The sequence below is a fragment of the Streptomyces hygroscopicus subsp. hygroscopicus genome (genome assembly GCF_001553455.1).
Lineage (GTDB): Bacteria > Actinomycetota > Actinomycetes > Streptomycetales > Streptomycetaceae > Streptomyces > Streptomyces hygroscopicus.
Map to the genome: position 1 here is coordinate 70,269 of NZ_BBOX01000026.1, position 14,177 is coordinate 84,445.

Sequence of the window (14,177 nt, forward strand, 5' to 3'; positions counted from 1 at the left end):
AATAGCGGCGCCGCCCCCAGCGCCGGGGCGCAAGGCGAAGCTGGGCGGTGAGGTCGTCTTCCCGGAGGTTGGCCACGTCGCTTGGCTCCACATCGTCCAGGCCACCGCAGCGCAAGACTCGGCGACGTCCAGCAGCATGTACGCCATGCCGACGAACTGGGCGCCGACGCGGACGCGCCGGCCGCCAGCCTCGGCGGCCGGGTACACAACCACGGGCGGCCCCTCGACCATGCTCCAAGCGTGAGGCGCGTGCCCCGAGCGTGTATGCGGGGCGCCCGAAGCATTCGTAGGCTGGTTGTGGGATCTTCTTGCGCTCGGCATGCACCAATGCTGTGACCTACCGATCTCTGCTCTGTCTCACACCGATGGCCATGCTTCTGTCTCAGGAGCGTGGCCATTTCCTAGGTCGGTTCTGACGCGGGAGCTATGCCGGGCATCCAGTGCGTCTGCTGGGGACCGTGGGCGAGCGGTCATGGGTACGCTTGCGGACGGATGGGCTGGGACTTGGGGGTGCTGTGCGAGCCGGCGAGCAGGTGACGGGGAGATACAACCTCATCGAACTGATCGGCCGCGGAGGCATGGGGGAGGTGTGGAAGGCTCACGACTTGGAATCGCGTGCGTTCGTGGCCGTGAAGCTGTTGCTGGCCGAAATTGGGGACGAGGATGCTGTGGCCCGGTTCCGCCGCGAGGCCCGGATCGGTTCGCGGATACGGCACCCGGGAGTCGTCCCCGTGTACGACGCGGGGCAGGACGCAGGGCAGCCATTCATCGTTATGGAACTCCTCGAGGGCTCGGACCTGGGTGCGCTGATCGATCGGATGCCCGGGGGCCTGCCGCTGCATGATGCCGTGGACTTGGCCTTGAAGGTCTCCGAAGTGCTCGCTGCCGCGCATGAGGAAGGAGTCGTGCACCGAGACCTCAAGCCCGCGAACCTTTTCCGCGAGGTCGACGGACGCGTGCGGATCTGCGACTTTGGCATCGCCCGTGCCGCCGACTCGACTACCGGCCTGACGGTGACGGGACTGCTTCTCGGTACTCCGTCGTACATGGCTCCCGAACAGTGGCGTGGCGCCCAGGTCGATGCCCGATGCGACCTGTATGCCTTCGGGTGCGTGCTCTACACGCTGCTCACCGGGTCTCCTCCCTTCAGCGGTCTCCCGTACGCCCTGATGCGCCAGCACTCCGAGGACATGGCACCCCCACTGCGGAGCCGGCGTGCCGACGTCCCCTTCGAACTGGACCGGCTCGTAGCCGTGCTGCCGCAGAAGGACCCGGCACGGCGCCCGGATTCGGCTCGAGAAGTGTCGGCGGTGCTGTCACGGATCCGGGACCTGCCCGGCGGGATCCTCCCCGTAGCCCAGGCGCTCGGCGGCCACCCGGTCGAGGGCCCGCTCGTCGCCGGGCTCTTGGCGCGAGTCAGGACCTCCACGGAAGTCTTCACTCTTGCCCAAGCGGCCCGTCTGGCGACCCGGGTGAGCCCCGCGCTCGCCCTGGAACTGGTGGAGGCCGCCGAGTCACGAATGTGGGAACTGGAATCCGATCCGGCCGGGTTCATGTCCGCGCTCCGCGAGTTGTTCCTGTGCTGGCACAACTTGGCACCACGACGGTTGTCGAGCCTGGTGGCCGCAGCGACGGAACGGTTCGGCCACATCGAGTGGGTCGTGCGCAAGATCTTCGAACTGTCGGGTTGGTTCGACCTGAACCGCGAGGTGGCGGCGGTCCGGCGTCGTCCACTCGGGAAGGAGGCCGATCAGGCATGGGCCTCTCTGATGATCCGTACCCGGGACACAAAGCTGGCCATGTCCTGGCTGGGCAGCATCTCGGATCCGTTCGCACGCGAGCAGGCCCTGATCCATATCGCCGAGAACGCGTCGGACAGGGACATGGACGAGGCCATGAGGACCCTCGCCATGCTCTCCTTCCAATGGGCCTTCATCCAGGGCCTGGCCGCCATTTCGCTCCGCCGGGGAACATCTTGGGCCGATCCGGCCGGGGCCGAACACTTCCTGGAACGGGCCCGCAAGGAAGAGGCCGCCTATCTTCGCGAGTCCGAGCCCGACCAGGAAGACGGCCGGACCCTCATGGCCAGTGCCATCGACCGCGCCGACCTGTGGATCCGCGTACATAAAAGCAGTGGCTTCAGCAGGTACCGGCAGGCCCCACTCCCCGGAACGACCGCGCGTGCCCGGAGAGCAGCGAACCCTGACCCGCCTTTCAGCCACCAGGTGCTGCTGGACCTGGCCGCGGAATGCTTCGGAATGCCCCTCCCGGGCCCGTTCGGCACCGAGCTGATCAACGCCGTGAGCACACGCGCCCCCGTTCCGCTGGAGCTCCTGGACACCATCACCGCGTAACCCGAGATGGGCGTTCGCCGCAGCCCCGTCCTCCTCCGCGAGGGCTCCGGGATGAATGCGCCGTCCTCACACCGCTGGCCAGTGGCCCGGCACTGCTCGCCACAGCAATCGAACCGACATCCTCGGCTCTGCGGGACCAGGTCGACGATGTCCTTGCACACGCCCCCCAAAAAATAGAGCGGGTGACCCGCCCCCCGGTGGGCGGCGTATCACCCCAGCGGGTCAGCCCCGAGCGTCCGCGCGACGATCACGCGGGAAGACGTGATGCAGGTACCCCTCGGCACCGCTCCCTGACTCCACTCGGATCGAGACTGAACCCTCCGCATGGTGGGTCGGGCAGCGCAAAAGGAGCAAGATCGTGAGACGGAGAGGTCATGTCCCTCGAATGAGACGCCGGATGAAGCCCAGATCACCACGCCGGAATGAGACATTCCGACTGCGGGCCTACACCAGTGTGGCGTCTTAGAATGAATGACCCTTTCTCATTCTCCTTGGCCTGTGTCGGCGAGCTCGCGCGTGAAGTCCCGCCTGTTGTCCCGCGGACGGTCGGACCCAATGCCCCTCGGCCAGCGGCCGAGGAAGGCCGCGCAGAGCGGCAGCGACTCTCAGCAGCCCTCCCCGGCCGGGCAGCAGCTCGGTGTGTACCGGCCTGACGCTGCGGCGGCGGAGCGGTCTGCGCCATCCGAGTGGCAGGCGCTGACGCGCGTCCTCACTAGGTATAGAGCAAGCTGAGGCATGGGGCGAGATGTCGCGCACTCGCTCGTCGTCGTATGCCTGTCCGTCCACGGGTGTCAGCGGCTGGCCTGGGGGCTGGCGCGATGATCCAGTGACCCGCTCGTGATCGAGCGGCTGCGATGGGCCGGTGCCGAGAAGGCGGATGAGGTCGGGACAGGGTGGCCGTCGGTTGTCTCCAGGCGGAATGCGCGGTCCCCGCTCATTTGGCGGGCAGCGGGAGCGCGACATAGCCAGAGGCGGGGCATGCTGGCCTAAAGGCCGCACGTGCGGGCCAAGGGAGCGAGCTGGAGATATGGCTTTGGACTGGGCAGCTGTCGCTGTCGGCGGCATCACAGCGGTGGCGGGGATTTCCGGCTCACTCATCCTCGCCTGGACCACGAGGCGCACCGCTGAGCAGCGGGTTAAAGCGGATCTCATGCAGGGTGAGTTCACACGGTTCGCTGTCTTTCAGATGCATAAGCGTGCCGTGTACAGCGATTTACTCAAAGCTGGACAGGACACATCGCAAGGCTCCGCCGATGGCGTGCCGAGCGAGTGGTCGAAGGAGAGGGCAAGGGCGCTCGTCGTGGCGCAAAAGCCACTGCGGGTCAAGCTGATGGAGTTGACCGACGCCGAGCTGCCGTTGCGAGATGAGCAGCTGACTGACCTTGTTGTGGCGATGCGCGAGGATGTTGACACACAGCTCGTGCCGTAGGCGGTATCGCTTCAGCAGCTGACCGCCCCGCGCCTTGTCAGCGCCTGCCGCAGTCAGCGACGGAGGACCTTGTCGGCTCGGCACACGTCACACATAGCCACGGCGGGATTTCGATCAGGCCAGCTGGGGTCAAGATCGTGAGACGAAATCCGGCTGGCCTACGAATGAGACAGCAGAGGGGCTCCAGGCCAGGGGGCTGCGTGAGGCCAAGAGGAGCGCGAACCTACACCGGCGCGGGTTCTGACAACGAGTGACCCGCTCCCGTTCCGAACGAGTGCCCCCGTCCTCCCTCCCGTGGGCCGGGCGCCGCTCCCCGACGGACGGTCCGCTCACGATCACGGTCACGTCCGCGCGGACACCGAAAGGCGGCGACCAGTTCCTCATCGGGGGCGGGTACGAGGACCGGCTGGGCCCCCGCTTCGGCGGTATCGCCGTTGACGCGCCGTCCGTCACTCCTCCGGGACCGCGGGGAGCGCTTCCTGGGGCCGGTCGGTCGGGGTGTAGAGCGTCTCGGCGCGGGCGGTGGGGTTGAGGTCCTTGTGCACCGCGCGGGCCACCGCCTCGATGGTGGCCACGCCCGCCTTCATGGTGCGGTCGTCCTGGGTGAGCACGGTGAGTGTGTAGTCGTGGCCGCCGCCGGTGAAGGCGCCGACGCTGTGCACCCGCCAGCCGTGCGTGGACCGCTTCAGCCAGCCGTTCTTCACGTGGATCCGGGTGTCGCCCGGGGCACCGGCCGGGGTGCCCCAGCGCTGGGCGTGGACGACCTTGCCCATCAGCGAGAGGAGGTACCCGCGGGAGGCGTCGCTCAGCACCGTGTTCGGGTGGGTGATCAGGTCCAGCAGGCGCTCCTGGTCGTTCGCGGTGATCCGGGTGAGGCCCCAGTAACCGTCCTTGCCGGGCACGGTGTCGGCCATTCCGGCCGTCCGCAGGAACGCCGCGACCCTGGCGGGGGTGAGCTGCTTCCACAGCGTGCTGGTCGAGGCGTTGTCCGACTTGGTGATCATGGCCGTGGCCAGGGTCTTCTCGCGTCTGGTCAGCGCCCGGTGGTGATGTTGCGCGTCCCACAGCAGCGTCGCCAGGACCGTCACCTTCACCACGCTCGCCGAGTCGAACCCCTGGTTCGCGCGCAGGGTGCAGCGGGTGTGCGTGGTGTGATCGCGGAGGCTGAGCGCGGTGGTGGCGGACCGGCCGCGCAGCGCGGCGGTGATGTCCCGGGACAGCTTCCCGGCCAGCCCGGGCTGGTGCGAGACACAGACCGGGCGCGGTGCCGTGGCAACGGCGGAGGCGGCCGGGGCGGTAGCGGAGGTGGCCGGGGCGCCGGAGGTGGCCGGGGCGGCCGAGGTGGCCGGGGCGGTGGACGTGGTGGCGGTGGCGGCCCGGGCGGGCCCCGCCCCGGCGACCGGCGCGGTGGCCACGGCCGCCGCCAGCGCCGCGCACACCGCGGCGCGGTGGTGTCGGGGTATCGCGTGTTCCGTCATGGCGTCTTCATGATCTCGTCTCCGGCCCCGTCCGTCGATCCGAGCCGGACCGGACGATCACCGGGCGTGCCTCCGCGATGATCCCGGCTCCCTGGAACGCCGCCGGTCGTGGGAGGCTTGGAGCCATGGCCCTGCAGATCAATCCCAGCATCCTGTCCGCAGACTTCTCCCGCCTGGCGGATGAGGCGAAGGCGGTCGAAGGCGCCGACTGGCTCCACGTCGACGTCATGGACAACCACTTCGTGCCCAACCTGACCCTCGGCGTCCCGGTGGTCGAATCGCTGGGCAAGGCCACGGACACACCGCTGGACTGCCACCTCATGATCGAGGACCCGGACCGCTGGGCGCCGCAGTACATCGAGGCGGGCGCCGGTTCCGTCACCTTCCACGTGGAGGCCGCGGCCGCCCCGGTGCGGCTGGCCCGCGAGATCCGGGCCAAGGGCGCGCGGGCGTCGATGGCGCTCAAGCCGGCCACGCCCATCGAGCCGTACGAGGACCTGCTGCCCGAGCTGGACATGCTGCTGGTGATGACCGTGGAGCCCGGCTTCGGCGGCCAGGCGTTCCTGGACATCATGCTGCCCAAGATCCGCCGCACCCGGCAGCTCATCGACAAGCACGGACTGGAGCTGTGGCTCCAGGTGGACGGCGGGGTCTCGGCCGCCACCATCGAGCGGTGCGCCGAGGCGGGCGCCGATGTGTTCGTGGCGGGCTCGGCGGTCTATGGTGCCCAGGACCCGGCCAAGGCCGTAGCGGAACTGCGCCACCTCGCCGAGAAGGCGACCACCGCCCCCGGTACAGGAGACGGCCTGGTCACCGGTCGGTGAACTCAGGGGCAAAGGGCGAAGCAACTCCGCCGTTTCTGACAGGATGAACGGTGAGTCCGGACAGTGAATAGTGAGGAGACCGCGGTGTCGACGGGCCGTTCAGCCACGCGGATGGGACCCGCCGAACTGGTGCAGGCGGCGGCCATGGCGCGCCGCTTCTACCTCGAGGGCAAGTCCAAGATCCAGATCGCCGAGGAGTTCGGCGTCAGCCGTTTCAAGGTCGCGCGGGTGCTGGAGACGGCGCTCGAGCGCGATCTGGTGCGCATCGAGATCCGGGTTCCCGCCGAGCTCGACGCGGAGCGCTCCGACGCGCTGCGCGCCCGCTACGGGCTGCGCCACGCGGTCGTCGTGGAGTCCCCGGCCGACGCCGAGGCCGACACCCCCGACCCGGAGAACCTGGGCGAGGTCGCCGCGGACCTGCTGGGCGAGCTGGTGACCGAGGGCGATGTGCTGGGGCTGGCCTGGGGACGTTCCACGATCCACATGGCGGCCGCGCTGCACCAGCTGCCCCCGTGCACCGTGGTCCAGCTCACCGGCGTGTACGACGCGGGCACGGCGGAGCGCGGCTCGGTCGAGGCGGTGCGCCGGGCCGCCGCCGTCTCGGGCGGTGAGGCGCACCCCATCTACGCGCCGATGCTGCTGCCGGACACGGCCACCGCGGACGCCCTGCGCGGCCAGACCGGTATCGCCCGCGCCTTCGAGTACTTCGACAAGGTCACCGTGGCGTGCGTCTCCATCGGCTCCTGGGAGGCCGGGATCTCGACGGTCTACGACATGCTGTCGGAGGAGGAGCGGGCCCACTACGAGAGCCTGGGCGCCGCCGCCGAGATGTCGGCCCACCTCTTCGACGCCGAGGGCCGCCGCATCGGCCGCGACCTGGGCGAGCGCTGCATCACCGTGGAGGCCGACCGGCTGCGCCGGATCCCCGAGGTGGTGGCCATCGCGGGCGGCCGCCGCAAGGCCGAGGCGATCGGGGCGGTGCTGAGGTCCGGCCTGGTCACCAGCCTGGTGACGGACACCGCCGCGGCGGACTACCTGCTCGCCGAGACCACCCCCGGTGCCCGCCCCGCCCTGGACCGCGCCGACCCGGACGGCGCGTAGCGGGCGGCCCGCGGCGGGCGAGGGCCCTTCCGGCCGAGACCCGTCGGGGCGCCGGATCGTCGGGGCGCCAGACCCGTCGGGACGCCAGACCCGTCAGGGCGGAGAGCCGGACGCCAGATCGTCGGGGGCGCCAGACCCGTCAGGACCGAGACCCGTCGGGGCGCCGGACCCCTCACGGCGGCGAGCCGTCAGGAGGACCCCGGGGGAAACGGCCCGCCGGTTCACACCAGCAGCAGGGCGGCGTCCCACGGCACCTCGCCGTCGGCCGCCGCGCCGGGCGGTGTGCTCCCGCCCAGCAGGACGAGGGCGACGCCCGCCGCGCCCTCCAGGAACGTCGGCGCGTCCAGCGGCTCCGGCCGGTGCGTCGGCACCGGCGCGGTGGGAAAGCCGAAGGCCGCGCCGGGGTCGAAGCGGGCGCACAGCCGCTCCGCGATCTCCTCCGCCCGCGCGGACAGCGACGGATCGTCCAGCTCGGCGGCCATGCGTCCGGTGATCCGGGCCAGCCCGGCGAGGCCGTGGCACAGCCCGGGGTCGTCCAGCCCCCGCAGGCCGTCGGGGCGGGCGAAGACCGCCCTCATCGCCTCCGCCGCGGCGTGCACCCACGCGTCCTCGCCCAGCGCCACTCCGGCGAGGTGGAGCGCGCGGGCGATGCCCGGGGTGCCGTAGCACCAGCTCGCCCGGCGCGGCTCCAGGACCGGCCGGGCGGGGGCCAGTTCCTGGTCGGCGGAGACCGTACCGGGCCACCCGGGACCCGCGCCGGTGTCCGGGTGCTCCTGGCGCCAGCTCATCAGCCATCGGGCGATACGGCGGATGGCCGTGTCGTGGTCGGGGACGCGCAGTCCGCGGGTCCAGCACAGGGACAGCAGCGCGAGTGGCCCGGCGACGCCGTGGGCGAGGCCCAGGTCGAGCACCCACTCCCGCCGCCGCGGGTCCACCGCGGCCGGCCACGGGGGGCTGAACCAGCCGGGCAGCGGTCCGGCCCCGGCCTTGACGGGCTCGGTGAGGGCGACCAGATACCGCAGCACGTCGTGGACCGCGTCGGGGTCGGACGGTTCGGCGAGGAAGTACCGGCCGAGGCCGGTCACACCGGAGACGACGTCGAAGTCTCCCCGGTCCGCCCCGGGGACACCCGACTCCATACGCTCGTACTCGGCGTCGAGGACGTTTCCGAGGCGCTGCCGCAGGGCCGCGTCCACCCGGCCCCGCACGGTGGCGTAGTCCCGGGGCGAGCGGGCGGCGTGCTTGGCGGCGAAGCCGAGCCCGGCCAGGCCGGTGATCAGCCCGGAACCCTTGGCACCGGTGAACCCGGCCTCGGCCGCCAGCAGGGCGTGGACGGCCGTGCGCAGGCCCGGATCGCCCTTGCTCAGCTCGCTGAGCAACAGCGCCGCTCCCGAGGCGCCCATGCCGAGCCCGGCGGCGGTGAAGGCCCGGGGACCGGTGGTGGTGTCGGTGGCGTGGTCGCGGATACGGGCGGCGATCTCGGCCACCACCGTGTCGGCGTCCCACCGGGCAGCCGGTGTCACCGTCATCCCAGATGCCTCCGCCGTCCGTGTTCGACCTGGGCGAGGCCGCGTGCCACCGCCAGCGAACGGCCCTCGGAGGTGCGTGAGGTGCCGATGAGCCGGTTGTGGTGCATATGCAACACGCTCGCCAGCACGGAGCCGTCGGCGGCCACCGAGGCGTAGGCACGCATGGCGGCCGCCCTGGCGCCGATGGCGGCGAGCGCGGCGTCGGCGCCCTCGGCGGGGAACGCGGCGCGGAGCCCGCCGTCCAGCAGGCGCAGCGCCGCCGCCCGGTGTTCCCGGAAGGAGGCGTGGTGTTCCTCCTCGCGCGGGTTGCGCAGCCACCAGTCGGTCCACCGGTCGCCGTGGACCTGGCGGGCGAGGTCGAGGTAGTTGGCGGCGGCGAGCACCTCCGGCGGGGCGGTGACCGCGCCGGACGCCCGCAGGCGCAGCTGCTCCAGGACGGCGACGCTGTCGTGGTGGAAGACCGTCTCGGCGGCCTCGATGGCCTGGGGGCCGCCGTAGCGGTGGGTTTCCGGCTCGTAGCCGTCGAGGACGAACGCCCCGGCCAGCCGAAGGTCGCGCACGCGCTCCACCCAGTCGAGGACGCCCGGTGTCAGCTCACCGTGGAGCGTGGCGGGGTCGCCGTGGAACCGCAGCCGCAGATGCGAGCCGGCCGGATCGGTGTAGCGGATGAAGAACCAGCGGTCCACCCCGGGCGGCAGGGCCGCCAGCAGCCGGGGCAGGTGCTCGGCCAGCACCTCGTCCTGGCGGTTGGCGTAGGTGTAGAGCTTGCCGTAGAGCCACTCGCGGCTGTGCCGCGGGACGGGCGGACCGACCGGGCGGATCCGCCGCGCGGGGGCCCGGACGGCCGGGGACCCGGCGGGCGCCGGGCGGGCGGGCACCAGCGGGATCACCAGCTCGCTGCTGAACGCCCCCGAGGCGGTGGCGAGCCAGCCGTGCCCCGCCCCCGCGTCCTCGGGAGTCTCGTACGCCGTCACGTCCTTGCCCCGGACCAGTTCGCGGCGCAGCAGCATGCGGTGCAGCGGGGCGGTCAGGTCCAGCTCCACCCGGTGGTCGCCCTCGCCGACGGCCACCCGGTCGGGCACGTGCCAGCGCGCCCGCCAGGCGTCCAGGCGGCGCTCCCACTCGGCGTCGGGGAGGGAGGCGTCGGACAGGCCGGGGTCGGTCAGCCGCCACCGGGCCGGGGCCAGGACCGTCCTGCCGTACCGGACGCGGGGCAGGTGGGGAAGGGTGGCCAGGCGCCCCCAGGACCACACGCACGAGGGCCAGCTGCCCATCGTCGGCACCTCGCGCAGCAGGCGGACCGCCGCGGGGGCGCGCCGCGGGTCGAGCATGGTCGGCAGCCGGGGGTTGATCTCCTGCCCGGTCGAGGCGTCCACCAGATACAGCCGGTCGGGGTCGGCGGCCAGCGCGAGATCCGCCATGCCCCGCACGGCGGGCGAGGCGCGGTCCGCGAAGCAGCCCACCGCGACCCGTTCGGTCCAGAACGGCCGGACCCGGGCCACGTTGGTGTCGCGCCCGGTCAGGGGCAGGAAGTCCAGGTGCGCCTGGAGCGCGCCGTCCGGGGCCGAGCCGGCGGCGGAACGGCGCGCCAACTCGCCCACCGCCTCCACGTCGTCGAGGAGGTAGGCGAACCGGCCGAAGAGCGCGCCCGGTGCCGGTGACCCCGTCCAGGGGGAGAGCACCAGCGCGAAGTCGCCCTGTTCCAGGGCCCGCTGCGAGGGGGCGGTCAGTTGGGCGCAGAGCTCCAGCGCGGCCGGGGGCGGTGCTCCGGGGCCGCGCAGCCGGTCCAGCGCCGTGTCGTCCAGCACCACCTCGCGGTCGCCCGATCCGATCGCCGCGAGGGCCAGTTCGGCCAGGAACTCGTCCCGGGCCCGGTCGCGTTCGCTCCGCTCGCCGGGGTCCGCCGTGCGCCGCTCGCTCCTCGGATGGTCGTAGTCGGCGGGCGGGCCCAGGCCGGTGTGCGGGTCGAGGACGTCGGCGAGCGGCACGGCCCGGCCGGTGCCGTAGCGTTCGACGAACGCGTCACGGTACTCCCGTAGCTCCGGCGTCGGCCGCGTGTCGGGTGCGGCGAGGCACAGCGCCGTGGCCGCGCGCTCCGCCTCGCGCAACACCTCCCAGGGCAGGGTGACATCGGCGTCCAGCCGCATGTCGACCTGGATCGGCCGGTCATCGGCGCGCAGGCCGCCCATCGCGTCCACCGCCGTCTGCCAGCGGCCGAGCCCCGCGCCGAGGCGTTCCGCGCCGTACTCCTGGAGCAGATCCCCGATGGCGGCCAGTTCGCCTGCCTCGTCGGCCCGGCCCACGGCCTCCAGGACGTCCACCGCGTACCGCAGCGGATCGGTCTCGCCGAGCGGGGGGCGCAGCTCGGTGAGGAGGAAGCCCTGGCGGACCAGCTCGGCGAGCAGCCCCTCCTTGGCGGACGCGGGGACGCTCGGGTACGTCTCGTCGAGGACCTTCAGCAGGTCCCCGGCCGGACAGGGGTGCCGTGCGGCGGCGAGGACGGTCCGCACGGCCGCCGTGTGGCGTACGGAGACCTCCTGGGCGCTCCGCCCCTCGTGCCGCCGTTCACCGGCGGCCCTCTCGTCGGGGCCGGCGGGGTCCTTCGCGTCGTAGCCGCAGGGAAGCACCCAGCGCTGCCCACGGGCGAAGCCCAGGTCGTTCACGACGACGCGCAGCGCCCGCAGCACCTCCGGATCGCCCTCCCAGGCGGCGAGGACACCGGTCAGCCAGCCGCCGTCCGGGCGCACCGCCTTGCGGTGCGAGGTGCCCATCCGGACCTGGCAGCCCTCGCCGAAGGACACCGGGGCGACGCCCGCGAGGAGTCCGAAGGGGGTGGCGCGGCTGGCGGCCCGCAGGACGTAGCGCGTCGCCGAGAGCGCGAGTTTGCGCAGGGCGCCCGCCTTCATGGGCGCGCCCGCGCGCAGCGTTTCGACGGCCCGGCGCAGTGAGGGGCTGGAGACGGCGAGCGCCTCCTCGACCCGTCGGTCGGACAGGAGCGCGTCGAGGTACCGGCGGACCTGTTCGCGGTCGCGCGGATCGAGCTGGGCACGGGTCCCGGTGGCGGAGTGGGGCAGGAGGGGGACACGGAGCAGCCCGGTGGGCTCCGCGTGGAACATCGCGTGGTCTGCGGCCATGGTGTCGTCTCTCCCGTTCACGCTCGGCACCGCCGAGAATTCCGCCGTCAGCGAGCCGGACGGGGCCCGGACACCGGTCCGGGCCCCGTCCTCCTATCCACTAGCCACAGGCCGGGGCGACGATCGTGCACTGGATGATGGACGCCGCGGGCGTGACGGTGGCGGCGCCCTGCGCGGCCACCGGCTCGTCGAGCTCGACACGCACGTCCAGGTCGAACTCCGACATCTCCACGGCCGACTCGGCCGGTACGGCAACAGACATGATCCACTCCTTTGATAAAGGGGCGACGGCAGCCGTTCGCACCAGGGCCGCTCGGGCACACCTCACCAGGTGGGCACGCGCGGCTGCCGTTCGCGGATGTACACAACGGCCGCCCGTGTCGAGCGCCCGCATCTCCTGTCTACGCGCCTAGCGGCGGTTTCAAGCCTTCGGAGAGTCCGGATCTAAGCGTTCCCCCAGAGAGTCGCGGCTGGTGGAACACCCGGCCGCCGTCCCGCTCTCTTTCCGCTGACGGGCGGGACCGGCCGCCCGTGGACGCGCGGACGGCGATCACCGGCCTGCGGCCACTCGCCCTCGGGCGGACGCTCGGGTAACGTTTCGACGTAAGGCAGGTTGCCTGCCGGCGCCGGAGCAGCCCCCGCAGCGCCTCCCCGGAGGCCCAGAGGAACGCGGGGGTCTTTTGTTGTGCCGCCCCGGGAGTGACCTGCGTCGTTTCGCGTGAATGTGAGACTCATGCGTTTCCTCGAGCCCGGTACGGGGCGCCATGTGGAGTCGTCCCCGGTGCCCTACGACCTGACCTACGACGATGTGTTCATGGTGCCGAGCCGCTCCGCGGTCGGCTCCCGCCAGGGGGTGGACCTGGCCTCGCCCGACGGCACGGGCACCACCATTCCGCTGGTCGTCGCCAACATGACCGCGATCGCCGGCCGCCGCATGGCCGAGACGGTGGCCCGCCGCGGTGGCCTCGTCGTCATCCCGCAGGACATCCCGATCGACGTCGTCACCGATGTGGTCCGCTGGGTCAAGGACCGCCATCTGGTGCTGGACACCCCGATCGTCCTCGCCCCGTCCGGGACCGTCGCCGACGCGCTGTCGCTGCTGCCCAAGCGGGCACACGGCGCGGGGGTGGTGGTCGAGGACGGGCGCCCGGTGGGGGTGGTGACCGAGTCCGACCTGACCGGTGTGGACCGCTTCACCCAGCTGTCCGAGGTGATGTCGCGGGAGCTGATGGTGCTCGACGCGGATATCGACCCCCAGGAGGCGTTCAACCGCCTCGACGCCGCCCACCGCAAGTTCGCCCCGGCCGTCGGCGGGGACGGGAAGCTGGTCGGCATCCTGACCCGCAAGGGCGCGCTGCGCGCCACGCTCTACACGCCCGCGGTGGATGCCGCGGGCCGGTTGCGGATCGCCGCCGCCGTCGGGGTCAACGGCGATGTGGAGGGCCGTTCGAAGGCGCTCCTGGACGCCGGGGTGGACACCCTGGTGGTGGACACCGCCCACGGCCACCAGGAGTCGATGATCAGCGCGCTCAAGGCGGTCCGGGCCCTGGGCCCGCGGGTGCCGGTGGTGGCGGGCAACGTCGTCGCCGCCCAGGGGGTGCGCGATCTCATCGAGGCCGGTGCCGACATCGTCAAGGTCGGCGTCGGGCCGGGCGCCATGTGCACCACCCGCATGATGACCGGGGTGGGCCGGCCGCAGTTCTCCGCGGTGCTCGAATGCGCCGCCGAGGCGCGGAAGTTCGGCAAGCACATCTGGGCCGACGGTGGCATCCGGCACCCCCGCGACGTCGCCATGGCGCTGGCCGCCGGGGCGTCCAACGTCATGATCGGCTCCTGGTTCGCGGGGACGTACGAGTCGCCCGGCGACCTCCAGCACACCGCCGACGGCCGGCCGTACAAGGAGAGCTTCGGCATGGCGTCGGCCCGCGCGGTGCGCAACCGCACCAGTGAGGAATCGGCGTACGAGCGGGCCCGCAAGGGGCTGTTCGAGGAGGGCATCTCCACCTCGCGGATGTTCCTGGACCCGGCCCGGCCGGGGGTCGAGGACCTGATCGACTCGATCATCGCGGGCGTGCGCAGCTCCTGCACCTACGCGGGCGCCGGGTCGCTGGAGGAGTTCCACGAGCGGGCCGTGGTGGGCGTGCAGAGCGCCGCGGGCTACGCGGAGGGCCAGCCGCTCCACGCCTCCTGGGACTGACCCCCGGGGCGCCGGGGAGCCTGGCGGGGCGCCGGGGTCTTCCGGCCGGGGACGCCTGCCGGCGGGGGCCGGAGGCGGGCCGAAGAGTCGTGCCCGGTGCCTCCGGGCGCCTGGGGCCACCGGCCGCCGGG

The 14,177-nt window shown here is 72.3% G+C and carries 9 protein-coding genes; 5 read left to right on the forward strand and 4 right to left on the reverse strand.

What is annotated here, in order from left to right:
- Window positions 1-515 precede the first annotated feature (515 nt).
- Window positions 516-2,354: a serine/threonine-protein kinase gene (locus AXW62_RS03995; RefSeq protein WP_060943261.1), complete on the forward strand. Its 1,839-nt coding sequence runs from the start codon at window positions 516-518 to the stop codon at window positions 2,352-2,354.
- A gap of 1,027 nt (window positions 2,355-3,381) precedes the next feature.
- A complete protein-coding gene (locus tag AXW62_RS04000) occupies window positions 3,382-3,783 on the forward strand; it encodes a hypothetical protein (RefSeq protein ID WP_060943262.1) in 402 nt (133 codons plus the stop codon).
- A 449-nt stretch (window positions 3,784-4,232) separates the two neighbouring features.
- Here the strand turns inward: AXW62_RS04000 and AXW62_RS04005 are convergent, their stop codons facing one another.
- Entirely contained in the window at window positions 4,233-5,261 is a 1,029-nt protein-coding gene (locus AXW62_RS04005) for a serine hydrolase (protein WP_060943263.1), read from the reverse strand.
- Between the two features lie 125 nt (window positions 5,262-5,386).
- Between AXW62_RS04005 and rpe the strand changes: the two genes are divergently transcribed.
- Both rpe and AXW62_RS04015 read left to right on the forward strand, forming a co-directional pair.
- Window positions 5,387-6,085, forward strand: coding sequence for a ribulose-phosphate 3-epimerase (gene rpe / locus AXW62_RS04010; RefSeq protein ID WP_060943264.1), 699 nt, complete (start codon window positions 5,387-5,389; stop codon window positions 6,083-6,085).
- Between the two features lie 111 nt (window positions 6,086-6,196).
- Complete coding sequence (locus AXW62_RS04015; RefSeq protein ID WP_030826642.1) at window positions 6,197-7,186, forward strand: sugar-binding transcriptional regulator; 990 nt, start codon at window positions 6,197-6,199, stop codon at window positions 7,184-7,186.
- A 221-nt stretch (window positions 7,187-7,407) separates the two neighbouring features.
- On the opposite strand, the gene AXW62_RS04020 is transcribed toward AXW62_RS04015, so the two are convergent.
- The 3 genes from AXW62_RS04020 to AXW62_RS43740 form a co-directional block, all read right to left on the reverse strand.
- Window positions 7,408-8,715, reverse strand: coding sequence for a lanthionine synthetase C family protein (locus tag AXW62_RS04020; protein WP_060943265.1), 1,308 nt, complete (start codon window positions 8,713-8,715; stop codon window positions 7,408-7,410).
- Complete coding sequence (locus AXW62_RS04025; protein ID WP_060943266.1) at window positions 8,712-11,849, reverse strand: lantibiotic dehydratase; 3,138 nt, start codon at window positions 11,847-11,849, stop codon at window positions 8,712-8,714. The genes AXW62_RS04020 and AXW62_RS04025 overlap by 4 nt, the downstream gene beginning before the upstream one ends.
- 100 nt (window positions 11,850-11,949) lie before the next feature.
- Window positions 11,950-12,111 carry an FDLD family class I lanthipeptide gene (locus tag AXW62_RS43740; RefSeq protein ID WP_153880940.1) on the reverse strand — a complete coding sequence of 54 codons (162 nt, stop codon included), beginning with the start codon at window positions 12,109-12,111 and terminating at the stop codon, window positions 11,950-11,952.
- Window positions 12,112-12,582: 471 nt separating this feature from the next.
- Between AXW62_RS43740 and AXW62_RS04030 the strand changes: the two genes are divergently transcribed.
- Window positions 12,583-14,046 (forward strand): GuaB1 family IMP dehydrogenase-related protein, encoded by a 1,464-nt coding sequence (locus tag AXW62_RS04030; RefSeq protein WP_060943267.1) that lies wholly within the window; start codon window positions 12,583-12,585, stop codon window positions 14,044-14,046.
- Window positions 14,047-14,177 lie beyond the last annotated feature (131 nt).